Genomic DNA, 23,259 nt, shown 5'->3' on the forward strand with positions numbered 1-23,259 from the left:
TTTCTGGCGCATGGCCGGGCGCTGCACCCCTCGAAGGGATATGCCTGCCTCGACATCGACAACGAGGGTGCATTTTACAACGCCGCACGACTGTTGTTGCAACTGGGGCACACACGGCTGGCCTTCATCAATGGCGACACCGACTTCACCTTCGCCGTGCACCGGCTCGACGGCGTGCGCCGCGCGTTGCGCGAGTACGGCCTGCCGGACTGGGCGCTGGTCCAGCATTCAGCGGCGATGAACGAGGAAAACGGCTACCGGCTGGCCATGACGCTGTTTCGCGACGCCGATCCGGCGACCCGGCCGACCGGCGTGCTCAGCGCTTCGATGTTTTCGACGCTGGGGATTGTTCGCGCCTTCAACCAGTTGAAACTGCGGATGCCCGACGACGTCTCGATCATCACCCATGACGATGTGTTTCCATTCCTCAAGCCGGAAAGCTTCACAGTGCCGCTGACCACGACGCGCTCGTCAATCCGGGCCGCCGGGGCACGCGTCTGCGAACGGCTTGTCGACATCATCCTGGGTGCGGAAACCGGGTCGGTGCAAGAGGTCTGGCCGGTGGAGTTGATCGTGCGCGCCACAACCGGCCCTGCCCCGGCTGCGCGAAAGAGATCAGGCGTGGCGCTGGCTGCCGAATAGCTGGCCACCCCTCGGGACGACCGGCAATTTGACCTCACCAGAGGGCGAGCGCTGCATGCCGCGCTGTGCCACGTTGATCATGGCGCAGCGCAGGCACGGGGAGACAAGGAAAAATTCCGTCAGTCTTCGAGGCTGTCGGACCGCTTCTCGTCAATCAGCCCGGCCTCTTCGGACTTGCGCTGAAGGAAGCGGCTGCCAAACCCCTCGATCTCGGCATCATCGATGACCTCGCGGGCACGGGTGAAGACGTCATCTTCTTCCTCGTCGATATGGTGCTCATAGTCATGTTTGAGTTTGCCGAACTTGTCGGACCACCCATCGTCATCCACGGCCATGCCGTTCAACTCTTCCATCAGATCATCAAGTTGCTGGTGCTCATGAACAGAATGCCGGGCAGCATCCTGGCCCCAGGTCTTCGAAATCAGCTTGGAATAAAACGTCTCTTCTTCAGCCGCGGCATGGGCTTTGACGTCATGGTAGAAGCGATCCCAAGCCTGTTTTCGATCACTCTTGCCCTTCGCGCTGTCAGCGATCGTCGCCAGAAGCGCGCGGTGTTCATCGTGATCTTTTTTTATGGCTTCGTAAATTGTCGGCATGGATCTTCTCCGGTCGTTGCTGTTGGCATCAACAGGGTCAACACAACGGAAGCACGGATGGTTCCACAAGGCGCGGCGAAATCATCGGTGTACAGCCAGTAACCCAGGAGATAGGCCGGTCATAGGCGACGACAGGGGAACCGGGTCTCCGGGGCGAGCGGCCTTGCTTCCCGGCGGGCGTTGGCCCGCGAGATGCTCGTAACGGTGATCAAAACGCTCCCCCGAGACCGGGGTGGATTTACCGGTTCAGAGCTGACGCAGGTCGCATTTCAACGGAGTCAGGTGACGCGCGTTGGCTCTTTGTTTGAGCATGTCGTTATCGCAAAACCGCGGGACACTTTTGCGCGACACGCGTCAGAACGACGGCGGTTTCATGCCGTTGGCGCGCATGGCGGCGGTCACCGTGTTGGCCATCAGCATGGCGATGGTCATCGGGCCGACACCGCCGGGAACCGGGGTGATGACGCTGGCAACTTCCGCGCATTCGTCAAAGGCGACATCGCCGACCAGCCGGGTCTTGCCCGCTCCGCGTTCGGGGGCATCGATGCGGTTGATGCCGACGTCGATCACCGTGGCGCCGGGCTTGACCCAACTGGCCTTGACCATTTGCGGCCGGCCGACGGCGGCAACCAGAATATCGGCATTGCGGCAGACGCCGGCCAGATCCTTGGTGCGCGAATGCGCGGTGGTGACGGTGGCATTGGCGGCGAGCAGCAGCGCCGACATCGGCTTGCCGAACAGGTTGGAGCGACCGATCACCACGGCATTGAGACCCGACAGGTCGCCGCCGTGGGTCTGGCGGACAAACAGCATGGCGCCTGCCGGGGTGCAGGAAATCAGGCCCCCATCGAGATCACCCGTCATCAGCTTGCCGGCATTGACCACATGCAGGCCGTCAACATCCTTTTCTGACCTGATCGACTGGATCACCGCGTCGGAGTCAAGGTGCGTGGGCAACGGCAACTGCACCAGAATGCCGTGGATCTCGGGATCTTCATTCAGGGTGCCGACCAGCGCCTGAAGCTCGGCCTGGGTGGTATCTTCGGGCAGTGTGTGCTGCACCGACTTGAAGCCGCATTGTTTGGCCATGCGGCTTTTGGACGACACATAGACATGCGACGCGGGATCATTGCCGACAATCACCACGGCAAGACCCGGACGGAGGCCGGTCTTTGCCTCAAGCGCCGCACTTGCCGCGGTCACCTGCTCGACAACCTCCGCCGCGACGGCCTTGCCGTCAATCACCTTCGCCATTACCAGTCCTTCCCGATATCGTGCCGCGCGCCGCCAAGGGATCAGCCATGACGCGTGGTCTTGTGGGCGACACTACGAAACCCGACGCACGGGCTGATAGCCTTTTTGCGTCCTTCCATGTCAAAAACAACCCGGCTTTGGCGTCAGCCGCGACGGCGCGAGGTGCCATAGCCATCAATCCTGGATCGCAGCACATCCATGTCGCGGCGGATCCGGTCAACGGTATCGTGCCGGACTGGCTGAGCCGAGGGCGCCGGCTGGCCCCAATCATGGACCGGTGCGGAGGGATGAAACGGCGCCGCAGGCTGCTGGGGAGCCGGGTAGTGCATGGCCGGTCCGGCGGCTGGAGCAGGGGCTGAAACGGGTGCTGACGCGGGCTGCGGCCAGACAGGCGCCGCCATTGCCGGTTGTTGGGCGGCAAAATGGCCGGCCGCATAAAACTGAGGCTGCTGCGGAGGGGCTGCGCCTTGCTGTGTCAAACAGTTCTGCGGTTGCGTCATGCCGTCGGCGGCCTGTGGTGCGGCATAACCGGAATGCGGCGCGTGATGAAACGCCGCATAGGGATCAGCGGCCGGCACGGGCTGAGGGGGATAGGACAAAGAGGGCTGCGGCTGAACATGGCTCCGGGCGGGATAGGCCGACCAGAGCGGCTGCCCGATACGAGCACCGGCGGTTTCGTTCCGGGGCTGCAAGCCCGAGTTTGCACCATAACCGTTGGCAGTCGCCGGGTCCTGGTTGGCGTATTGATACCCGCCCTGCTCCGGCACCGGGCGGGATTCTGGCGCCGAACGGGACGGGGCCGATGGCAGACCGGCATCCTGTGCGGTGGCGGGCTGGTGAGGTGCGGCGAATGCCCTCGCCGTCGCCCGGTCAGCGGCCCTGTCGAAGTCCTGATCGAAGCCCTCGGCGGCGTCCTCGTCGCGGCCTGCCCAGCTGCGCCGGGAGGGACCACCGGAAGGCGACCGGGGGCCAGGATCCGGCGCGCCGGGATAACCGCCGAAAGGCGGGGTCTGGAATCTGGCCTGCACCGGACCGGCATTGTAGGCACGAATGCTTTCAGCCGCGCCAGCCAGCAGCGCCAGCCCGATGCCGGCGAACAGGCCACCGAACAGTCCGCCAACGACCATCAGCTTGCGCGACGGGCCCATTGGATTAAGCGGCGCTTCGGCAGGCGAGATGACGCGGACATTGCGCGTGGTGAAGTTGGAGCGTTCGCTGGTTTCACGCGAGCGGGTCAGGAAAGCTTCATAGATGCCGCGGGTGGCGGTGGCCTTGCGCTCGAGTTCGCGCAAGGTGACGAGTTCCACCGATTGATCGATCGCCCGGCTCTTGGCAACAGCCATCTGGCTGGCCAGTTCCTGCTCGGTCTCGACCGCACGCTGCAGCTCTGTCTGGGAACTTGCAACAATGCGGCGCAGTTCGGCGCTGATTTCATTCGTGATCGTGTCGAGCGCGGACTTGGCGGCAATGTATTGCGGGTGCCTCGGCCCGAGCCCGGTTGCCAGCGAATCGGCGGTTGATTTGGTCTCGGTGTATTGTTTGCGCAACTCGGTGAGATTGCTCGACAGCAGCTCTTCCGGAAACGCGCCCGACAGGACATCGTTGATATTGACCTTGGCGAGGTTGTTGGCCTTGACCCGGATACCAACCTTCATGGCGCGCGCATTGGCCAGCTGGTCGCTGAGCGCCAGGATGACCTTGTCATCGATATACTGGCCACCGACGCCGACAAGCCCGTTTTCGGCCTTGAACTTTTCGACCTCGCGCTCGGCCGCATCCAGATCGGAGCGCAGCGCGTTGATCCGGGTGTCGATGGATTCCGACGTCCGCTCAAGCAGGCTGGATTGGGCCTGGCCTTCTGAATCCAGGTAGGTCTCGACAATCTGATTGGCGATCAGGGCGGATTTTTTGGGATCCCCCGAGCTTATGCCGATGATGATGACAAAGGTCTTTGAATCGCGCGATACGCTCAGCGAATCGCGCAGTTTTTCCAGCGCCTTCTGCTCGGCATCGGACGGACCGCCCCGACCGGTGAAGATTTCCTTGATCAGCGCCAGTCCCCCGCTGATACCGCCGGAACGAAGCGATCCGTTGAATTCCGGATCCCGCTCCAGCCCGAGATCGGCGGCAACTTTTTCAAGAACGCTGGTGGACGAGAGAATCTGCAACTGGCTGTCGGTGATCGCCAGCATCGCCTCGGTGGAAAGCTGCTGGTTCCTGATGTCATCTTCGGTGACGCGAATTTCCCGCGGATCAACGAAAAGCCGGCTTTCGGCGTAGTATTTGTGCGGCGTAGACAAGGCCACGGCAACACCGAGCACAGCACCGGCAATCGCGGCGGCGCCGATCAGGTACCTGTAACGCACGACGGCGGAAATCAGGATGGAAGCATCCAGCAGCGGACGCGACGCGTTGTCCGAACCGACTGCATTGGAGGCGGCATGCCAGTGATAGTGATCGTCATGGCGCTGGCTCTGCCGCTGTGACGTTTCGGGCGATGGCGCATAACCATGCTCACGGGGTTCGGGCTGCGGGGGCGCCTGGTGCGCCATGGCCGGCTCGGAAGCATCCATGTTTCGGGGGGATGCCGATTGTTCCGGCCTTGGGTTACGTGGCGCAGCCGGTTGTTCCGGCGCCACGCGGGGGTTGGCCTTGCTGTCGCGGGAGGGGATCGCGCCAATCAATCGCGAAATCCTGTCCCCGAATTTCTCCTGCTCCGAGCGGACCGGCTGCGGCTGCTCCGGCGGCGTGGCGGCATCCACCCGGGATGACGTCACGCCGGCGTTATTGTCGCGGGCATAACGGGCGGTGGAAACACGCGCGGTCCGCACCGGGGTGGCCAGCAAAGACGGCGCGGGACGCGCGGCTGCAGGCTTGCCGTAGAGTTGGCCATTGTCGCGCCCATCGACCGTTCCGGGCGGAGCGGCGCGCAGACGTGACGACGAAGGTTCCGCATCGCCCAGATGGTCGAGCAGCGAACCCCGCCGAACATGTTGCCTACGGTCTTTGGTGGAATCGCTCATGTCTGGCTTAAGCCACCCTTGCTGGCAAAATTTCAACTTCGTTAAAGCAAGCTATAAATTCATGGGTAACAAAAGGTTAATTTCCGGCCGAGAAACGAATTATCGCCAATAATTTCGCGAATTTGGCGGTTTGCGGTCGCCTGGCGGAAAAATCCCAAAATTGCACTGTCAGCGGCTGCCAAACCTCGAATTAACAAATTTCAGCTAGGTGTTAACAACTGCAACGGCGATTGCGGCACTCGCATTCGCCCCCTGACACGGTACTCATGATTGCTCGCCTGAAAAACTTCACAAGCACATACCGCAGCTCGATCCGGGCCTATCTGTCCATGATCGGCGGATCAGCCGGACGGCTGGTCATTTCGCTTGTCTATTTCATTGCGATTGCCAACACCCTGTCGATCAGCGAATTCGGCCTTTTCGCCACCGCTTCGGCTTGCGGAATCATGCTGTCACGATTGCTGGCGTTCGGGTTCGTGTCGCCGCTTTACAGGATCGCCACGGTCAAGAGGCGCCTGCTCGGCACCTACACCGCAGGCTTTCTGGGCGGCATGGTGCTGTCGATCCCGGTGATCGCGCTTGCCGCCTGGGCAACCCATGCCTTGATCTTCGCGGGTCAGATGGACATCGTCACATTCGCCAAGATCATTCTGGCCGAAGTCCTGTGCTGGCGGCTGATGGAAATCGCGGTGATTGTCAGCTACGGCGTCAACCGGTTTGCGGCAGGCTCGGTGCTGGTGGTGATCGCCACGTCGTTCAAGACCATTGCTGCGGTGCTGTTCAGCTGGCTGACGGACGGATCGCTGGAAGTCTGGGCAACCTATTACATTCTCGCCAATGATCTTGCCGCGATCATCGCGGTGGCCTTCTTCTATCCAAAGATAAAGCTGCGCTGGAAGCCCGCGCTGTATCTCAGGCGCTGGGCCGATGCGGTGTCGGTGGCCGGCGCCGAGATGCTGTTTTATGTGCAGTCCGAACTCGACAAGATTCTGGTGCTCGCGCTGGGCGGGCCCGCAGCCGCCGGGATCTATGCCATGATCATGCGGCTTGTCGATCTGACCGCGCTTCCGGTTCGCGCCTTCCTCACGGTGCTCACGCAACGGCTGATGCGCAATTCGGCAATGCTCAATGACCTCAAGACCCGGGTCATGCTGGAAGGTGCGGTGGCATCGGTGTCGACCGCGGGTCTTCTGGGCATGGCCGGGTTCCTGTGGATCTTTCCCAATGCACTGGGCAAGAATGTTTCCGAAGCAGCGCCGCTGCTGATTCTGGTCGCGCTGGTTCCGGCATTCCGCAATCTCATCGAGTATCATTCGGAACTGCTCTATGCGACGGGCCGGACATTCATTCGCATGCTGGTGCTGACGTCGCTTGCCGTCATGAAAGCCCTGCTGCTGGCTTATGTGCTGGGGATGCAGTTCGATACGCCGGTCTGGGTCGGGCTGCTGAATGCGGCCTTCCTGGTGCTGTACGTACAGTCGGCGCTGATGACATTCCGGGCGCTTCGATCGATCGAGAAGCGGCCGATCTGACGCCACCTCGATCGGCACGGATCTCGAGGCGCCGCAGCAGAAGAACGGCTCCCGCTCTCCCCTGGTCTTCCTATTCGTCCGTGACTGAAAAAGCCGCGCGGCGAATTTCGGACAAGGGATGATCGACAAACGACTGGACGCCGATGGCGATCTGGTCGGGCTTGAGTTCGCGCATGAACTGATCGAGCCCTTCGGGGGTTTGCGGAAAGGTTTCCCTGAACCACAGCACGTGAGACAGCGAGCGGTCGTCGGGATAGTGTCCGGCACCGTCCAGGATCTCGTCGACAAAACGGCCATAGATCATGCATTCCGATATGGCCCGCGATGAAATCACGGCTCTGACCCAGCCCTTGCCGGTGTGTGTCTCGATATAATCGAGCAGCGCACGCGCGCTATCCACCCGCCAGGCCACCATGTTGGAAATATAATCATGCGCCGGATCGGGCCGGCGCGGCAGGCCCAGAATGCTGCCCGCATGGGCGAGCCAGGCAAGATGGCCGGGTGTTGCGTGAATGGCGCCATTGTCGGCGCGGAACATGCGCAGGCGGTTTCCGTTCCAGAGATCGGCGGGATCGAAGGGCCGGACCAGCACGACATCGGAATCGATGGAAAGCAGCGTATCGGCATCGACATGGCGCGCCATCGCCAGCCGGCGGATCTGCTGGGCATGCCACCCGCGCAACGGCGCGGAGAACGGGCTGAGCCAGAGCCGGCGTCGGCCCAGACTGAGCGGATCGGGCATCGAGCGCAGCCAGAACGGGAACAACTCGGCTTCGCTGACCACGGTCCGCTTCGGACCTTCAAGGGTCCGGAACCGTTCGACGTCTGCGCGCTCGACCAGGATATAATGACGCCACTCTCCGCGCATCAAGCGATCCATGCTTTCACACAGAAGCGCGCAGCGATCAAAGTCGCCGGCATAGGAAGCGGTCATCACAGCTGTTTTCATGACGATCCCGGTCGGTGACGGAAGGTTTGACTCATCTCGGCAATCAGGCCGGAATTTCGGAATTCCGGTGCGCGCCGCGAAGCTTGTACCGGAAGACATGGAAGAGGAAAACCGGATTGCCGACGATGTAGCGGTACCACAGGCGCGATGGCTCCTGAATGAGCCGCCAGACCCATTCGAGCTTCAGGTGGCGAACCATCATCGGCGCGCGCTGCACCGAGCCGGAGACGAAATCGAACAACGCGCCTACACCGAACACCATGCGGCCATGGCCCTGCCGGATGTTGTTGTCGATCCAGATCTCCTGCTGCGGAGTGCCCATCGCGACAAGGGTGATGTCCGGATTGATCTGCGCAAGCTTTTCCAGAACTTCCGAACTGTCGGACTTGTCAAAGAAACCGTCTGATACCGGGTAAAACTCGTGCCAGGGCGTCATGATCTTGAAGTTCTTTACCGCACCGGCGAGCTTTTCCGGGCGCGCACCGATCAGCGCCACCTTGAGCGGGCGCTCCGCATGCACCAGCAGCGCCGGGATGAAATCGGTGCCATTCAGATTGGCCGGAAAGGAAATGCCGTGCAGCGTGCGCGAGGCGATTTCGACACCGACTCCATCAGGCAGAACCTCGCATCTGGACAGCCCCTGCCGGTAACCGGCATCACGCATGGCCAGATTGGCATTGTTGGCGTTGAGGAAATTGAAGATGCGTTGCGGCCCGTCTTCATCAAGCTGGCGCGTCAAGCTGTCCAACGCCTCGCGCCATCCGAGTGCGGCCACCCGAATGCCAATGATGTCGCGGTGCTGATCCTGTTTCATTGCCGGCATTTCAACTCCACGCTTGCCCAGATGCGGACTTACCCTCATGTGCCGCCTCACGTGTTCTTGTTAGCAGTTTCTTAACGTCTGCGCATCGCCATTCAGATATCTCGGTTAAGTCTTTGATTTACAGTTTGTTAACCCTTCCCATCCAGGCATCCAAGACCACGGCTCAGGGCATCGCTCAAGCCCGATAGCTGGTGGGCATGGAAGGCGCGTCCGTCGCTGTCGAGACGTTCGCCGCTGCGTGAGCGGCCGACCGTTTCAACAAGTGCCGAAGCAAAGGCTTCAGGATCATCGGCGGGAACGCAGTTGGGCGGCGGCCGCGATATCCCGCGCAAGGCGTTGCGGGTGGCAACCGATGGCAGCCCCATTTCGAAGGTCTCGATGGTTTTGAGCTGCACGCCGGTGCCGGTGCGTGAAATCAGCGGGATCACCCGGCAGGAGCGGACAAATTCGCGGGCATCATCGACCCGGCCGAGAAAGGTCACATTGTCCGGAGCCACCGGTACGTCCGCCCCGGTTCCGCCGGCAACGCCTATCCGGAAATCCGACGGCAGGCGCGGAACCACCTCGGCGATGAACCAGTCAAGGCCGGCGCGATTGGCGGTCCAGGTCCAGGATCCGATCATGCCGGCATCATAAAGTGGCGCGCGAGGCACGGGCCCGCCGGGCGGCGTCACGGAAGTGACCAGCGGCAGCGTGGTGGAGTGCTCATCCCGCCCGACACCGAGTTCGCCGCGATCTGCCTCGGCGAGGGTGAAAACGTGCCGTGACGCAGCACAAAGTTCCCGCTCCAGTTTGGCAAGGATGCGCGCGTCGCGGGCAAACAGGAACCGGGTCAGCGGATCGCCTGCTCCGGCGGCATTGTCAGCCGCACTTCGGGCCTCGACATTGTGGGCGATGAAAGTACACGGCCACGCCCTGAAGATGTCCAGAAAAGCGCCCGGCAATTGCACCGAGTTGAGGATCAGCCCGTCAATCTCGCCCAGTGCATCCAGTGCGGCGCGAATCTGCGATGGCGCGGCCGCATGCATCTTCGCCACGGATACCGGTTCGCCATGGAGAAAGGCATCCTTGAGCCACAGCGCCTTTTTCAGTTTAGTCACACGGGCATTGGTCACCTCGAGCCGTCCCAGAAGACGGGTATCCTCAGGTGCTGCGGGCTGGTGGCCTGGCTGCAGGAAACCGATTACCGAAACCTTGTGGCCGATCAGCCGGATGGCGTCGACGATCACCCGGTTGGCAATGTCATAGCCGGAGGCCGGCGCCTGGACCGGGACCAGCGAGGAAATGAAGACAAAATGCATGCGAATTCCATTCTGATACAGTGTCTGACTGTAACCGAGCGGATTAAAGAGCGCATTAAGCCTGCGCATCAAATACCGCAGGTCGTTTTCAGGCATTCTTCAGATTCATGTGGTTGGATGGCGGTTCAACAACCGGATGCCCGCCCATGATACCTGATCCAGCTTCCGTTTCCGAGCACGCACGTTCCGCCGGCTTGAAGCCGGAGACGATCCGCGTTGTCGTGACGCTTCCGACCTTCCGCCGGCCGGATCATCTGATCACGACACTGGATTCGCTGCAGGCGCAGGGACTGGGAAGCGACACCGCCATCATCGTCATGGACAATGACGCCGAAGGTCTTGAGGGCGCGCGGGCGGCAGCCGACTGGCTGGAAAACTCCTATGTCAAGGGAATCGTCATCGTGGCGCACAGGCGGGGCAATTGCCATGCGTACAATGCCGGCTGGGATACGGCTCTCAACGAGTTTCCGAAACTCACCCATATCGCCGTGATCGATGACGACGAGATCGCGGGTCCCGGCTGGTTGTCAGGCCTGATCAAGACCGCACAGACTACAGGCGCCGATCTGGTCGGTGGACCGCAGATTCCGGTGTTTGCAGACAAGACGCTTGACGGCTGGCGCAGGCATCCGGTGTTCACTCCGCATTACCGCGAAACCGGCCCGGTACCGATCCTCTATTCGTCGGGCAACGTGCTGATCTCGCGTCCTGTTCTCGACATCATGCCGAGGCCCTTTCTCGATCCGGCGTTCAATTTCATCGGCGGCGGCGACAGCGATTTCTACCGCCGGGCAAAGGCCCGCGGATTCAGCTTTGCCTGGTGCGCGGAGGCTGCGGTGATGGAGACCTTGTTGTCGAGGCGGGCCGAGTTTTCCTGGCTCAATGCGCGCTCGCTGAGAAACGGCGCCATCTCGTCAATTCTGGAAAAACGGCAATGGCCTGGGATGCAGGGACGGATCCGGACGTTTGCAAAATCTGTCGCCCTGCTGGCGGCGTCGCCGTGGCGAGGCCTGAGGCTGGGACTGCAGACCGGTTCTGCGGTGATCGGACTCTATCATATCCAGGTGGCGCTGGGCCGCTTGATGGAAGAGTTCGGCCTTGTCAACGAGCAATACCGCAACCCGGAAAGCAACTGAGCGCTCCGGTACCGGGCGTTTGATGCGGCATCAAGGTGCCGGCTCGCAAGCCCCCTGCTCCCTTTTTCGAGTGCGGGGCCTGATCTGCTTGTTCAATGGGTGGGGGCAGTTTCCTCAGCCGGCTGAGCGTCGGTTTCCCCCACCGGTGCGCCCTTGTTGAGCGTAAAGTTGCCTCTGCGCATGTTGGAACGGATATCGGCTTTCGACAGGAAATCGATTTGCTCGACAATCACATCGTGAAACACAACTTCGCCAAGCCGGTCGTTGAGCGTGTCCTTGACCTTTGACTTGAAGGTATCGAGATCAAATTTCTTTGTGCCCGAAAAATCAATGACCTGCTCCCCGACAAGCGCGGTATAAAGCGCGTCTGTTACCAGGTCCGGCAGCGGAATCGTCAGCAGCTTCGCCTTCTCCGGTTCGATCGTGTAGGACAGCCGGGTGAGGAAATAGCCCTGCACCGCACCGTCGCTGATCACCGGAATGGAGGTGACTTCGCCGCGAATGGTTTCAAGACCGCCGAACATCGCCGGATCAGGCTCGACCTGTTCCGGCTTGTTGGCGGCCTGGACCGAAAAATAGACCGAAGCAAGCGCCACTCCACAAATCCAGACGCCTGTGATCAGGAGCTTGATCATGACAATTCAGTAGCCCTGAACTGGTCCGCGGAGTAGGTTCCATCCGCTTCTGACGCAGCGACTGTTTCCTTGATCAGATCGGCGATGCCGCGAACGGCTTCCATATGCGCGCGGACCTTGAGGCTGTTGAGACTGAGCTTCTCGTTGACGGCTTTGAGAAGCTTCTGCTGCTCCTCGTTCAGATCGGAAATGCTGACCCCGCGAAACAACATCGTCATATCGTAGAGACACCGGCTTTTGAGCACATTCGAGTGGGTGAAATCGAACTTCGAATTCGCGCCAATGGCGGCATTCTCGGTATCAATGACGGCGCCCAGGCGGGACAACACACCGTTGATGCGCTGGTCTCGGGAAATCTGTTCGATCATTTGGGTTATGCTCCACGACTGGTTTGTTCAGATGCGCCGACAGGTTCGCCATTGGCGGAAATGTCGGCGAAAATCTGCTTCTGGACTTCATTGACCAGGCTTGTGGCCCGATTTGACACATTGGAAGTAACGCCATTGGCAGCTTCCGGTTTGAGCTCTGCGTCAAACCTGTTGGCCAGCATGCGTTCCGCAATGCCGATGCCGCCACCCTTGGCCAGCGCCGAACCCAACTGCTCGGCCAGCATGCCCTTCCAGATTTCACCCGCGGTTCCCTTGCCATAAAGCTCCTCACCGTCGGAGGGCAGCATGGAGCCGATAAAATTCTGCAGGATCATGGCCTCGAAGCGCTGGTAGGATTCAGCGGCCTTGTCTTGTGTGGCTTGCGCAACCGGTCCGGTTGACACCGTCACGCCGGACCCATCGCTGGAGGCAAGCAACTGATTTTCAAAGGCCGGAGTGGCTGCTGCCTGCCCGGACTTGCGGATCGACGCAGCCTCAAGCAGGGCCTCCGCCTTTTGAGCCATGGCAGGATCCGCCGCCTTGACCACATCAAGTATGAGATCGGTTGCCGTTTGTATGGACAAAGAACTTCCCTCGCAGCAATTGACCGGAAATGATCAGTCATTATCACCGATGAAGCTTACGCTGGCCTTGTGCTTTGTGGCGGCGCGGCAAGCGATGCCTCCAGCAGATCCAGCAGGGTTTCATCGGACGCAGTCCGGTCTTCGCTCTCGGCGGCCTTTCCCGCCTGTTCCTGCAACCGGTCGGCTTTGGTTTTCTCGATCAGCACCCGCTTCTCCTGCACGGCCTTCATGCCGGAGAGTTGCTGCGATCTGGCGGAAAGGCGTTGAAAGCGCATGGCGTATTGATGCGACATTGCGGTGTGGATCGGATCGAAGGAGCCGATCGCGTCGACCAGTGCATCCTGGGAAGCATCAGCAGACGCCTGCTCGCGCATTATGTGTGACAGTTCGTTTTCCGTCATGCGCTCGATCTGCCGCTGAACGCGGACCAGGCGGGCCAGTTTCTGGGCACGCGACGCAACCATCTCAGGGCAAGCCCAGATACAACGGTTCAAAACCCGCGACGAACAGGGTGAAGAACGATCTGGACCCGAAGTAGAACAGGACCAGGCCACCGAACAGGATGAACGGAATGGAGATGAAGTAGACCGGAATCTGCGGCGACAGCTTGTTGACCATGCCAATCGACAGGTTGAATATCAGCCCGTAGGCGAGAAACGGACTGGCCAGCCGGAGCACCAGCAGGAAGGCTCCGGCCAATGTGTCCGTCAGCGTCATCAGGGCCATTTGCGGATCGAAGCCGGAGCCGAGCGGCATGAATGTGTAGGACCGCACCAGCGCGGCGATCACCAGATGATGAAAATCACTGAGGAACAGCACGAACAGCGCTGTGAAAGTGATCAGTGACGTGACGTGGCCTTCAGGTTCGTTCTCGATGATCCCGCCCCCGGGCGCGGAGTTGAAGCCGATCGCCATGGAAATCCCGGTACCGGCGAACTGAAGCGCAAGAACGATGTAGCGCGCGATCAGCCCCATGGTGACGCCGATCAGCATTTCGGCGCCGATCAGGAGAATATAGCCGCTGCCGCCGCCCTGAACCCTGGGATAGATCGTATCCCACATGACGGGCAGCAACGCCATCGAGACAGCGACGGCTAGAAGCAGCCGGATCTGCACCGGAACGCGAAAACTGGAAAACCCCGGAAGCACCATGATGCACGCGCCGATCCGGCAGAAGGCCGCGAAGAGCGCCAGTATCGTGCCTTGCGGATCCTCGATCACGAAATCGAGCCGAGAAGCTTGACTTCGATGCCCTTTGCAATCTCGACGTGGGAGAGCACCGGCAGGGTGGCGAAGATCCGCTCGACGATCATGCGGACATAGGGCCTGGAGTCCGGCGATGTGACAAGTACGAAGGGAACGCCCTTGTCCATGTGCTCGCGGACCACCTTGGTCGCTTCTTCGGAAAACTCCTCGAGCATCCGCGGATCAATGTCGAATTCGATCACCTCGCCCTTGGGATCGCGCTTGAGCGCCTGATGGAAAGCAAGATCCCACCGGTTGCCAAGCCGGAGAACGTTGAGTTGTCCGTTGCGGGCGATATCGCCGCAAAGCTGCTGAGCCATGCGGATGCGGACGTGCTCGACGATCTGCTCGGTCTTGCGCACATGCGGGGCGAGTTCGGCGACTGCTTCGAGAATGAGATGCAGGTTGCGGATCGAGACGCGTTCGGCGAGCAGCAGCTTGAGAACCGCCTGGAAGCCGGAATAGGACATGTGCGATGTGCAGATCTCGTCGGCGAGCTTGCGGTATTCAGGGTCGAGCCTGTCGATCAGGATCTTCATGTCCTTGTAGGACAGCAGTTGCGGCAGGTTGTTGCGGATCACCTCGGAAAGATGGGTCAGCACGACGGAGACATTGTCGATCGGCTGAAAGCCTTCGCGCTTGAGATCTTCGGCAAAGCTCTCGGGAACCGATAGCGCCGGCAGTCCAAACGCGGGCTCGCGGATCTCATCGCCCGGAAGCGAAGGCCGGCGGGCGCCGGCGAGCACGACCATCAACTCTCCCACCCTGAGATCATTGGCGGCCACCGTGGTGCCGTGAATGCGGATCTGGTAGCTCTTGTCCTTGATCGAGATATCGTCGGTGACCTTGATTTCAGGGACAACGAAACCAAACTGGGTGGCGAATTTCTTGCGCATCTTGGCGACGCGGAACGCCAGTTCCTCATGAGATCCGAGCAGTTTGGTTGCGACCTGCTTGCCAAGCACCAGCTCGATTTCCGCGGTCTTCAGGATCGACTTGACCGAATCCTTTTCCTTGTCCTTTTCCTCTTGCTCGCTGCGGTGAACTTCCTGCGCTTCGGCGCGGGCCTTGCGATCGCGCTGGCGCGGAATAAGCCAGCTGCCAAAGGCCATGACCGAAGCCAGGAACACGAATGGCAAGAACGGCAGGCCGGGCATCAGCGCGAGCAGGAACAACAATCCCGACGCCGCGAACAGCGCGCGCGGATAACCGGCCAGCTGATCGATCACAGCTTCATCGGTGGTGCCGAGCTGACCGCCGCGGGAGACCAGCAGGCCGGCGGCGAGCGAAACGATCAGGGCCGGGATCTGGCTGACCAGTCCGTCACCCACCGACAGCCTGACAAAAACATCCGCCGCTTCGCCAATCTGCATGTCGTGGCGGGCATAGCCGATGATGACGCCGCCAAACATGTTGATGCCGGTGATCAGCAGGCCGGCGATGGCATCGCCACGCACGAATTTCGATGCGCCGTCCATGGAGCCGAAGAACGAGCTTTCCATCTCCAGTTCGCGACGGCGGTCGTGCGCCTGCTTGTCATTGATCATGCCGGCTGAAAGGTCGGCGTCGATGGCCATCTGCTTGCCGGGGATGGCGTCGAGAGTGAAGCGCGCGCCGACTTCGGCGATGCGGGTCGCGCCCTTGGTGATCACGATGAAATTCACCGTCACCAGAATGAGAAAGACGATGACGCCGATGACGAAATCACCGGACATCACCATCTGGGAAAATCCGCCGATCACCTGTCCGGCGGCATCGGGACCCAGATGTCCTTCCGAAAGAATGACGCGGGTGGTCGCGATGTTGAGCGAAAGCCGCATCATCGTCGCGATCAGCAGGATGGTGGGGAACGAAGAAAAATCAAGTGGCCGTTTGATCCACAGCGCCACCATCAGGATGAGAACAGAGAAGGCGATGGAAAACGCCAGGCCGAGATCGATGAGAAATGCCGGAATCGGCAGGAACAGAATCGAAAGGATGACGACAATGCCGAAGGCAAAGCCCATGTCCTTTCCCTGGAAACTTGTCTTCTGGATCGCCAGCGCCTGCGGATCGGCCATTGTGTGCGGAGCTCCGGATCACAGCGCCGGCATCATGCGAGCGCAATTGGTGAGCCGGACCGTAAGAGGCGAAGCTTGCGCGAAGGTGGCAAGGCAGGTCCTGTCCTGACGAAAGCGCCCACCGGCGCTGCATCCGAGCCGATAACGGGCGTCCTGCCGGCCATTTGCGGAAATGCGCTGATGCGGCTCGCACTCAAACGGGATCAGGAGACGCGCACCAGATCTCCGGCCGTGCGTGCAGCTGGTCAGAAACCGGTTTCGATGCGCTGGAAGACGACGTTGGTGAAGGTCGATATCTGCGCGCCCACGAAGGGCGCGGAAACTGCCACGGTGATCAGAATGGCGACGATTTTGGGCACGAAGGTCAGGGTGATTTCCTGAACCTGGGTCAACGCCTGGATGAAGGCGATCCCGACACCGACGAACATCGCCACGAACACGGCCGGTCCGGAAGAGACCAGCACGGTCCAGATCATGGTCTGGACAATATCAAGGGCGTCGGCTTCGTTCATCTCAGGGCATTTCCATGATGGGCGAGAACAAACGGAGCTTGGGCCCGCCTGCCGGACAATCTACCGGATCGTGACACCGGAAGTTACGGCGACTTCCACGCCGCTGGCAAGCACGGCGGTCAAACCGGTGTCAGTTACGCGGACCTCATTGACCACACCGGACACGGTCTGGTCAGCGCTGGTCAGCGAGCGCCCGATCAACGAGCCTGCCTGACTGAGATTGGATGATTGCAGCAGCATTTCCAGGTTCTTGTTGGTCTGGATCGTCTGCTCGACCTGGCTGAACGTCGCAAGCTGCGCGATCTGTTCGGTCGCGTCCATCGGATCGGTGGGATCCTGGCTCTTCATCTGCTCCACCAGCAGGGTGAGGAAGGTATCGTAATCGATTCCGGTCTTCTTGGCGGCTGCGTCTGCTGCCGAGGTGGTTGTGGCGGCTGTGGTAGTTGAAACTGCGTTTACGACCATGGTGCAAGCTCCCTGCGGATTTGTTCGATGGTGCCGACCGGCATATCCGAGGTGTTGAGGACCTGCTCCTCGGTGGGATACAGCGCACGAATAGCCTTGAGCGCCTCGAATGCGCGGCCCTGGGTGACCATGCCGTCAATGTGCTTGAGTTCGGTGAGCACTTCGTCGTTCTTGAAGCAGGCCAGAAGCATGACCACCGATTTGCGGAACATGTTCATGGCCTGGTCGGCACCTTCGGGATTGATCAGCATCATCTGAACGATGAAATAGAGCTGCCGTAGCGGCGTTGTCGCCTGTTCGGGCTGTAGCACGTGGTTTTCGAGCAGGAAGGTCACGTCGTTGAGAAATTCCAACGCCACCTTTCGGTCGACCCGGAGTACGGCTCCGTTGATGAAGATGCGTTCGCCTGCCTTCAAAGAAATGCGCAGTGAACTTTTCATTTCAGCCCGTCCCTGATGATGATTGAAATATCGATGATGCCCTGAAAATTTTCCGACTGGCGCAACCTGATGCGCTCGGCTTCCCTGATAATCCAGATCCCTATCGAGATGAGATTGGCCCGGAGTTCCTGGGACAGTTGATTATCAGGCGAGGCCAGGTCTTCGACGAAACGCACCCAAAGACGGCTGACGAAATAGACCGCTTCAATGGCGTCGCGGGATTCAAGCCCATTGGTCTTGGCAGCGGTCAAAAGCGAGATGGAATGGTTGATTGCGCCTCGTTCACGCTCACGCGCTTCGGCAACCCCATCCTCCTGCACATCCGCATATGAAAACTGGTACATTCAGACGCCCTTCATGTTTGTCCACTTTGCCCGGCAACCCCAGGCCACGCTGTTATAAGTAATTGACCAGACTCATCTGCTGTATCCGGGCGGTGAGCGCGTAGGACGTCTCTACCTGATCCAGCAATGTCTGCATCCGTGTGGAAGCCTCGTAAGCATCCACGCCCTCCATTTCGTCCAGATACAAGGTGATGATATCCATCTGGGATTCCAGCGCGTCATTGGCTTTGGCAACCCGGTTTTCGGACACACCGAGATTGCTGCGCTGGTTGTCGATACCGGTTACAGCCTGCCCGGCATACTCGATTGCCTTGGTATTGACGACGTTGCGGACCTCACTGGTGACCGGCGACCCCAGGAGCTCGATGCCGATAACTGCCGCCAGTGCGAATTTGCGCATGCCGTCGGAATTTGCGTTGACGCTGGATTCGACCACCTCATTGCCCAGGATCCGGCTAGAAATATTTGTGTCGGATGCACTGGACCAATTCGTGTTCCAGTCGGCTCCCATAAATGCCGGTTCAAGATCGTTGGTAATGAAGTCTTCCATGTCAGCGGCTGTGATGCCTGCGGCTTGCGGATCATTCTGGGAGAAACCGAAACGGCCCACGAACATGGTGTCAAATGCCGTCTTTGCCGCTGAGCCGGCTTCAAAATAGTCTGCAACAGGCTTGGTGTTGGTGTTGATGCCGGAGAAAAGATACTCGCCGTTGGACGACGTGTTGGCGGCCACATTGAACGAGCCGAGTGAAGATTCAACATCCCGGCGCGCAATCTGAAGATTGTTGGCATCATCGGAGCCGTTGACCGTGATGAAGGCTTCAAGCATCTGCTGTGCGCTGTCGGCCATCAGGTCGAGTGCCAACTGGGACGCGGACATCCGCTGGGTCACGAGCGCATTGGAATCCTGGATGGTCTTCAGGCGGGAGACATCCTGGTTTAGCGATACGCTGTTCGACGTTTTCGCACCCAGGGCCAGTCCTATATCGTAATAGCGCCCGGTGACGATTTCGGTCTGAAGCGTTTGCACTTCATTCTCCCCGCGGGCGATTGTCAGCCGCATCGAGTTCTGCATCGCAAGATTGGATACGAAGCTGGTTTTCATGGCCTTACCCCGCCGCCGCCATAAGCGCGTTTAGCATTTCGTCGACAACTGAAATCAGGCGGGCCGAAGCCTTGTAGGACTGCTCCAGTTCAAGCAGCAAAGACAACTCTTCATCGAGGGAAACGCCGGTCGCGTTTGACAACGCTTCGGTCGCCCGGAAACGCGTTGCTTCGCGCGTTTCGTGGGCTGACGCTGCTTCGCTGCGATTGAGTTCAAGCCATCCGACCGAGTCGGCGGCAAAATCCAGAACACTCGAGGAAGACGAAAGTCCGGCAGCCGGATCGAATGCCATGGGTTCCTCCAGCGCCAGCACATAGCTGTCCAGAAGAGACGAGAAGCCGGCGCCTCCCCCTGGATTGGCATTGTAGGAAGCGCCGTTGATGCCGCCATCGCGCAGCAATTGCGGATCGCCGCCAAGTGATTGAACCAGGGCCGGATTGACCGTGATGCTGGCCGCGATGCCTGGGACAATCGTCGCGCCGCCGGGAACCGTGCCGCCGCTCCAGGTGAAAAGTCCTGGCGCATCGGGCAACACGGGAACCGCTGACTGATCTGTCTCGGCGAAAGTGACGACGAGCGCTCTCGCCATCTCGTCGAGCTGGTCCTGAAGGGCCGGTGCGTAGTCGTCGCGGATCTGCAGCAGCGCCTGCAACGATCCGCGCGCTGTGGTGGTCGCGCCTTCACCCGCGGCCAGGGCCACGCCATCGATATAAACTGAATTGCCATCAATGCCGGCGGCGAATCCGGACGACGATTCAAATGTCACCGGCCTTGCCACCGATTCGAACAAGGTAATCCCGCTGGAGGTATAGAGCGCCATGTCATTGCCGGTCCGGGTAACCGTGGTCACTCCGACTATTTCGGAAATCTGCTTGAGAAGCGAATCCCGTTGATCGAGTTCGGCGCTGACATCCTTGCCTGTTTGCGTGCCGCTGTACACCGCCTTGTTGTTGGTCTCGAAATCCGCCAGCAATTCGTTGAGCGTATGAACCTGGCGCTTTATCTCCTGATCAGCCTGAAGCCTGGCGTCCTGGACCGCTGCGGACGCATCCCGCAATCCTGCTGCAGCTGTACTGGCGTCCGCCACGGCGGTTTGCGCCAGTGTGCTTTCGCCTGGTTTGGCCGCGTAGCCCGACAGCGTATCGCGCATTGTGGCGATCAAGGAGACCGGCGCGCGCTCATAGTCGTTGCCGCCGAAGGAATCCTTGAGGCCGGATAGCCCGTTGAGCAGGGTGTCCTGACCACTCGCGGTCGATGTGCTGGTCATGGAAGTGCGGAACAGAACCTCGTCCTGAGCCCGCTGTATGGTGACAACCTGTGCGCCGGCCAGCGATGTGGCCAGCGCCGCGTTTCGCCGCGAGTATTCGGTGTTGGACGCATTGGAGATATTGCTCGACAAGATGTTTGTCTGCGTCGCGTAATTCGACAAGGATGTCTGCGCCGAATTGATCGCCGATGATAAAGACATGCGTTAGCCTTTCTGTCGTCCCAACCGCGGATCTATCGTTTGAGGTTAACGAGCACATCCATCAGATCGGAACCTGTCTGGAATACCTTTGAGTTGGCGGTGTAACTGCGCTGCGACGCAATCATGTCTGTCAGTTCCTGCGCCATATCGACATTCGAGCTTTCCAGCGCACCGGAAACGATCTGGCCAAAGCCGCCGGAACCGGCAAACCCGGTGGTGATGACCCCGGAATCCACGCCTTGCTGATAAACGTTGCCTGCAATCGGCTGGAGCTTGTCCGGGCTGGAAACGCTGGCAAGCGCGATGCGATAAAGCGGTTTGAGTTCGCCATTTTCCTGCTTGGCGAAGATCGTGCCGTCATCGGAAATCACCACATCGCTGACAGCGCTCGGCGAGTTGCCGTCGACGTCGGCGTTCTGCACCGTGAAGCTGTAATCGAGCTGGGTCATGTCCGACAGGTCGATTGTCAGAGCATCACCGCCAGGCACGGTCAGCGCAATATCGGTCGGGCTGGTTGACGCCAGCAATCCCTTGTTCAACGGATCAAAGGTCAGCGTGGTGGTTGCCAACGCAGCCGAAGCGTACGGGAAGGACGTCCCGGGAGTGGCGCCGTCACGGTCAAAGACCGAGACTTCCCAGGTGTTATCGGCTGTCTTGGTGTAATAGAAATCAAGCAGCACTTCACCACCAAGATTATCGTATGCCACCAGCGAACTCTTGTGGGAGTACTCAGCGGTCGCGGTGTTTGTGGACGGAAGATCTGCTGCCGGAACAATCGCTTCGCCGGCGTCAAGATTGGCCGAGAAGATACCGGTCGTGGAAGGATTGGCCGTGAGGCTGCCAGATGAAATGTTGACCGGAACCAGGCCATCGAAGCCGTTGACCACGGGCGCGGGTACACCACTTTCGTAGTCGTATCCGAGCAATGTGTAACCGGCGGCGTTGACCAGATTGCCATCGCCATCGGGAACAAAGGATCCGGCGCGGGTCAGGAAAGGGATGCCGTTGCTGTCCTCGACGATGAAAAAGCCGTCACCATCGATCGCCAGGTCCGTGCTTGAGGATGTGAATTCGAGAGTGCCCGGCTCGGAAACCGCATAGCGCACATCGGTCGAAACAGCGCCGGAATTGTAGGAGCTGTTGGCACCTGGCAAGACCAGCGACGAGAACTGAACCGAGGCTTTTTTGTAGCCGGTCGTGTTGGCGTTGGCGATGTTGTCGGCAACCGTGCTCAACCTGTTTGCCTGAGCGTTCATTCCGGAGGCGCCGGTGCTCATCATTCCATAAAGGCTCATCGCTTCATCCCTCGTTTTCTACGGAGTTCCAGACTAGCTGGCGGGCCTTGCGTGAACCTGTTTCCCTGAGCGCTGGAATTGATCAAAGACCGAGTTCATACAGCCGGTGATGACAGGTTCAATTCCAGTCGATCAGGTAGCCAAGGAACCGCTTGGAATCGATCGGATCAAAGCCGAGGCGCTTGCGCAGTTTCTTGCGCAGTTTGGAGATGTGGCTTTCGACCACATTCTCTTCGACGTCCTCGTCAAAGATGCCGTAGATGGCATTGAATATCTGCTGTTTTGTCACTCTACGTCCGCGGTTGGCGACCAGATATTCAAGAATGCGCCGCTCGCGCCTTGGAAGTGCGAAAGTCTGCTCTTCGATCTCCGGATCCCGCCCGTCTGAAAAGACGCGGATGGGACCGATGTCGACATGGTTCGTCAAGGTCTTCAGACGCCGCCTGATAGCCGCCGCCCGGGCCAGGATTTCACGCGGGTGAACCGGCTTGCGCACAACATCGTCGACACCGCTGTCGAAGAACGCCAATGTCGATTCAAGCGAAGGTGTATCGCTGACTGCGATCACCGGAGCCTGCGAGCGATCCCGGATCGCCCTAGGGAGATCCAGGGTCTGGGAACCCTGGCCGATCAGGAAAGCCTCTACGGCCTCCAGATCCGAATCCGCCGCGGTAATTACCCACTCGCCAAATTCAATCGAATCAAAACTGGCTGACGGCACACCTTCCCGCCCGAAAAGGGAAGTGTACCCGTCTTTAACCAATTGCCTGTCATCAACCACTACGATCATTCGTCCGCCTCCGAATCAGTGTGGTGCCACGTTACCCTAGACCTACGAAGGCGCTGATTCTGGGTAAACTATGAATTTCGGAGGGTACCTTTTAAGAGTTGATTAACCATGTTTTCCACTGATTTGGCCATATCTTGTGCATATCCGGTGGAGAACAACTATTTTTCCGTGGAAACGTTAACAAAAAGTTAATTTTTCTCTTGCAGTGTTAACCTTTGCCAAATTGTTGACAAAATTGGTTTTGACTTCGGCAGCAAACAATTTTCGTGCTTAGGTTGTGTCAGCCGCAGAATGATTTGGCCTGAGGCGTCCATGCCCCGTAACCGGTGGCGACGAGATTTCCGATCACCCGGCAGACATAGCGTTTTTGGGCAGGATCGTTGTTCGGGCCGGCATGATAACGCGCAACCGCCATCGTCCAGGTTTCATGACGGGCATGAAGCCGGGCAAGAAATCGCGCGGCGTATTCGACATTGGCGTGCGGATCAAGCATTGCGTTCACCGACCTGAATTCGGCACCATGATAATGATGGTTGATCTGCATGCAGCCCAGATCAATCAGGCTTTTTCCTTCCGCACGGGCGCGCTCGAACTCCCTGACCGCCTCGCTACGGCTTTTTGCATAGACCGTTCGACCCTCGATATTCAGAGCATAAGGATAGAGCGCGCCTTTCCGTCCGGTCTCGGTCAGG

Annotated in this window: 24 protein-coding genes; 3 read left to right on the plus strand and 21 right to left on the minus strand. The window is 59.6% G+C overall.

The window, feature by feature from the left end; genetic code table 11:
* The coding region (locus ABJN75_RS09470) for a substrate-binding domain-containing protein (protein WP_348439054.1) at positions 1-642 on the plus strand (642 nt) is incomplete at its 5' end.
* 119 nt (positions 643-761) lie between these two features.
* Here the strand turns inward: ABJN75_RS09470 and ABJN75_RS09475 are convergent.
* The 3 genes from ABJN75_RS09475 to ABJN75_RS09485 all read right to left on the minus strand — a co-directional run bounded on the left by ABJN75_RS09475 (position 762) and on the right by ABJN75_RS09485 (position 5,515).
* Positions 762-1,238 (minus strand): hemerythrin domain-containing protein, encoded by a 477-nt coding sequence (locus ABJN75_RS09475; RefSeq protein ID WP_348439056.1) that lies wholly within the window; start codon positions 1,236-1,238, stop codon positions 762-764.
* A 354-nt stretch (positions 1,239-1,592) separates the two neighbouring features.
* A complete protein-coding gene (gene folD, locus ABJN75_RS09480) occupies positions 1,593-2,492 on the minus strand; it encodes a bifunctional methylenetetrahydrofolate dehydrogenase/methenyltetrahydrofolate cyclohydrolase FolD (RefSeq protein ID WP_348439058.1) in 900 nt (299 codons plus the stop codon).
* 143 nt (positions 2,493-2,635) lie between these two features.
* Positions 2,636-5,515, minus strand: coding sequence for a GNVR domain-containing protein (locus tag ABJN75_RS09485; protein WP_348439060.1), 2,880 nt, complete (start codon positions 5,513-5,515; stop codon positions 2,636-2,638).
* Positions 5,516-5,781: 266 nt separating this feature from the next.
* Here ABJN75_RS09485 and ABJN75_RS09490 point away from each other — a divergent pair, with 266 nt between their 5' ends.
* On the plus strand, positions 5,782-7,047 hold the full coding sequence (locus ABJN75_RS09490; protein ID WP_348439062.1) for a lipopolysaccharide biosynthesis protein: 1,266 nt from the start codon (positions 5,782-5,784) through the stop codon (positions 7,045-7,047).
* A 70-nt stretch (positions 7,048-7,117) separates the two neighbouring features.
* Here ABJN75_RS09490 and ABJN75_RS09495 read toward each other — a convergent pair whose 3' ends face one another.
* The 3 genes from ABJN75_RS09495 to ABJN75_RS09505 form a co-directional block, all read right to left on the minus strand.
* Complete coding sequence (locus ABJN75_RS09495) at positions 7,118-7,996, minus strand: DUF6492 family protein (RefSeq protein ID WP_348439064.1); 879 nt, start codon at positions 7,994-7,996, stop codon at positions 7,118-7,120.
* A 43-nt stretch (positions 7,997-8,039) separates the two neighbouring features.
* Positions 8,040-8,819 carry a WecB/TagA/CpsF family glycosyltransferase gene (locus tag ABJN75_RS09500; RefSeq protein ID WP_348439066.1) on the minus strand — a complete coding sequence of 260 codons (780 nt, stop codon included), beginning with the start codon at positions 8,817-8,819 and terminating at the stop codon, positions 8,040-8,042.
* A 128-nt stretch (positions 8,820-8,947) separates the two neighbouring features.
* Positions 8,948-10,120, minus strand: a complete 1,173-nt coding sequence (locus tag ABJN75_RS09505) for a glycosyltransferase family 4 protein (RefSeq protein WP_348439068.1) — start codon at positions 10,118-10,120, stop codon at positions 8,948-8,950.
* 146 nt (positions 10,121-10,266) lie between these two features.
* Between ABJN75_RS09505 and ABJN75_RS09510 the strand changes: the two genes are divergently transcribed.
* Complete coding sequence (locus ABJN75_RS09510) at positions 10,267-11,256, plus strand: glycosyltransferase (protein ID WP_348439070.1); 990 nt, start codon at positions 10,267-10,269, stop codon at positions 11,254-11,256.
* Positions 11,257-11,348: 92 nt separating this feature from the next.
* Here the strand turns inward: ABJN75_RS09510 and ABJN75_RS09515 are convergent, their stop codons facing one another.
* From ABJN75_RS09515 to ABJN75_RS09585, 15 genes are all read right to left on the minus strand, one after another.
* Positions 11,349-11,891: a hypothetical protein gene (locus ABJN75_RS09515; protein ID WP_348439072.1), complete on the minus strand. Its 543-nt coding sequence runs from the start codon at positions 11,889-11,891 to the stop codon at positions 11,349-11,351.
* Entirely contained in the window at positions 11,888-12,259 is a 372-nt protein-coding gene (locus tag ABJN75_RS09520) for a hypothetical protein (protein WP_348439073.1), read from the minus strand. Before ABJN75_RS09520 ends, ABJN75_RS09515 begins: the two co-directional genes overlap by 4 nt.
* A gap of 5 nt (positions 12,260-12,264) precedes the next feature.
* Positions 12,265-12,843: a rod-binding protein gene (locus ABJN75_RS09525; protein WP_348439075.1), complete on the minus strand. Its 579-nt coding sequence runs from the start codon at positions 12,841-12,843 to the stop codon at positions 12,265-12,267.
* Positions 12,844-12,899: 56 nt separating this feature from the next.
* Positions 12,900-13,307: a hypothetical protein gene (locus tag ABJN75_RS09530; RefSeq protein ID WP_348439077.1), complete on the minus strand. Its 408-nt coding sequence runs from the start codon at positions 13,305-13,307 to the stop codon at positions 12,900-12,902.
* Position 13,308: 1 nt separating this feature from the next.
* A complete protein-coding gene (gene fliR, locus ABJN75_RS09535) occupies positions 13,309-14,064 on the minus strand; it encodes a flagellar biosynthetic protein FliR (protein WP_348439079.1) in 756 nt (251 codons plus the stop codon).
* Complete coding sequence (gene flhA, locus ABJN75_RS09540) at positions 14,061-16,148, minus strand: flagellar biosynthesis protein FlhA (protein WP_348439081.1); 2,088 nt, start codon at positions 16,146-16,148, stop codon at positions 14,061-14,063. Before flhA ends, fliR begins: the two co-directional genes overlap by 4 nt.
* Before the next feature lie 245 nt (positions 16,149-16,393).
* Positions 16,394-16,660, minus strand: a complete 267-nt coding sequence (locus tag ABJN75_RS09545; RefSeq protein ID WP_348439083.1) for a flagellar biosynthetic protein FliQ — start codon at positions 16,658-16,660, stop codon at positions 16,394-16,396.
* A 60-nt stretch (positions 16,661-16,720) separates the two neighbouring features.
* On the minus strand, positions 16,721-17,125 hold the full coding sequence (flgD, locus tag ABJN75_RS09550; RefSeq protein WP_348439085.1) for a flagellar hook assembly protein FlgD: 405 nt from the start codon (positions 17,123-17,125) through the stop codon (positions 16,721-16,723).
* Positions 17,116-17,565 (minus strand): flagellar biosynthesis repressor FlbT, encoded by a 450-nt coding sequence (flbT, locus tag ABJN75_RS09555; protein WP_348439087.1) that lies wholly within the window; start codon positions 17,563-17,565, stop codon positions 17,116-17,118. The genes flgD and flbT overlap by 10 nt, the downstream gene beginning before the upstream one ends.
* On the minus strand, positions 17,562-17,909 hold the full coding sequence (gene flaF, locus ABJN75_RS09560; RefSeq protein WP_348439089.1) for a flagellar biosynthesis regulator FlaF: 348 nt from the start codon (positions 17,907-17,909) through the stop codon (positions 17,562-17,564). The genes flbT and flaF overlap by 4 nt, the downstream gene beginning before the upstream one ends.
* Before the next feature lie 52 nt (positions 17,910-17,961).
* Entirely contained in the window at positions 17,962-19,014 is a 1,053-nt protein-coding gene (locus tag ABJN75_RS09565; protein ID WP_348439091.1) for a flagellar hook-associated family protein, read from the minus strand.
* Between the two features lie 4 nt (positions 19,015-19,018).
* Complete coding sequence (gene flgK, locus ABJN75_RS09570; RefSeq protein ID WP_348439093.1) at positions 19,019-20,482, minus strand: flagellar hook-associated protein FlgK; 1,464 nt, start codon at positions 20,480-20,482, stop codon at positions 19,019-19,021.
* 32 nt (positions 20,483-20,514) lie between these two features.
* Positions 20,515-21,777, minus strand: a complete 1,263-nt coding sequence (locus tag ABJN75_RS09575) for a flagellar hook protein FlgE (protein ID WP_348439095.1) — start codon at positions 21,775-21,777, stop codon at positions 20,515-20,517.
* Positions 21,778-21,895: 118 nt separating this feature from the next.
* Positions 21,896-22,567 carry a response regulator transcription factor gene (locus tag ABJN75_RS09580; protein ID WP_348439097.1) on the minus strand — a complete coding sequence of 224 codons (672 nt, stop codon included), beginning with the start codon at positions 22,565-22,567 and terminating at the stop codon, positions 21,896-21,898.
* A gap of 280 nt (positions 22,568-22,847) precedes the next feature.
* Positions 22,848-23,259, minus strand: a 412-nt coding sequence (locus tag ABJN75_RS09585) for a transglycosylase SLT domain-containing protein (protein WP_348439099.1), incomplete at its 5' end; no start/stop codon positions are given.

Source organism: Hoeflea sp. (assembly GCF_039975035.1).
Classification (GTDB): Bacteria; Pseudomonadota; Alphaproteobacteria; order Rhizobiales; family Rhizobiaceae; genus Hoeflea.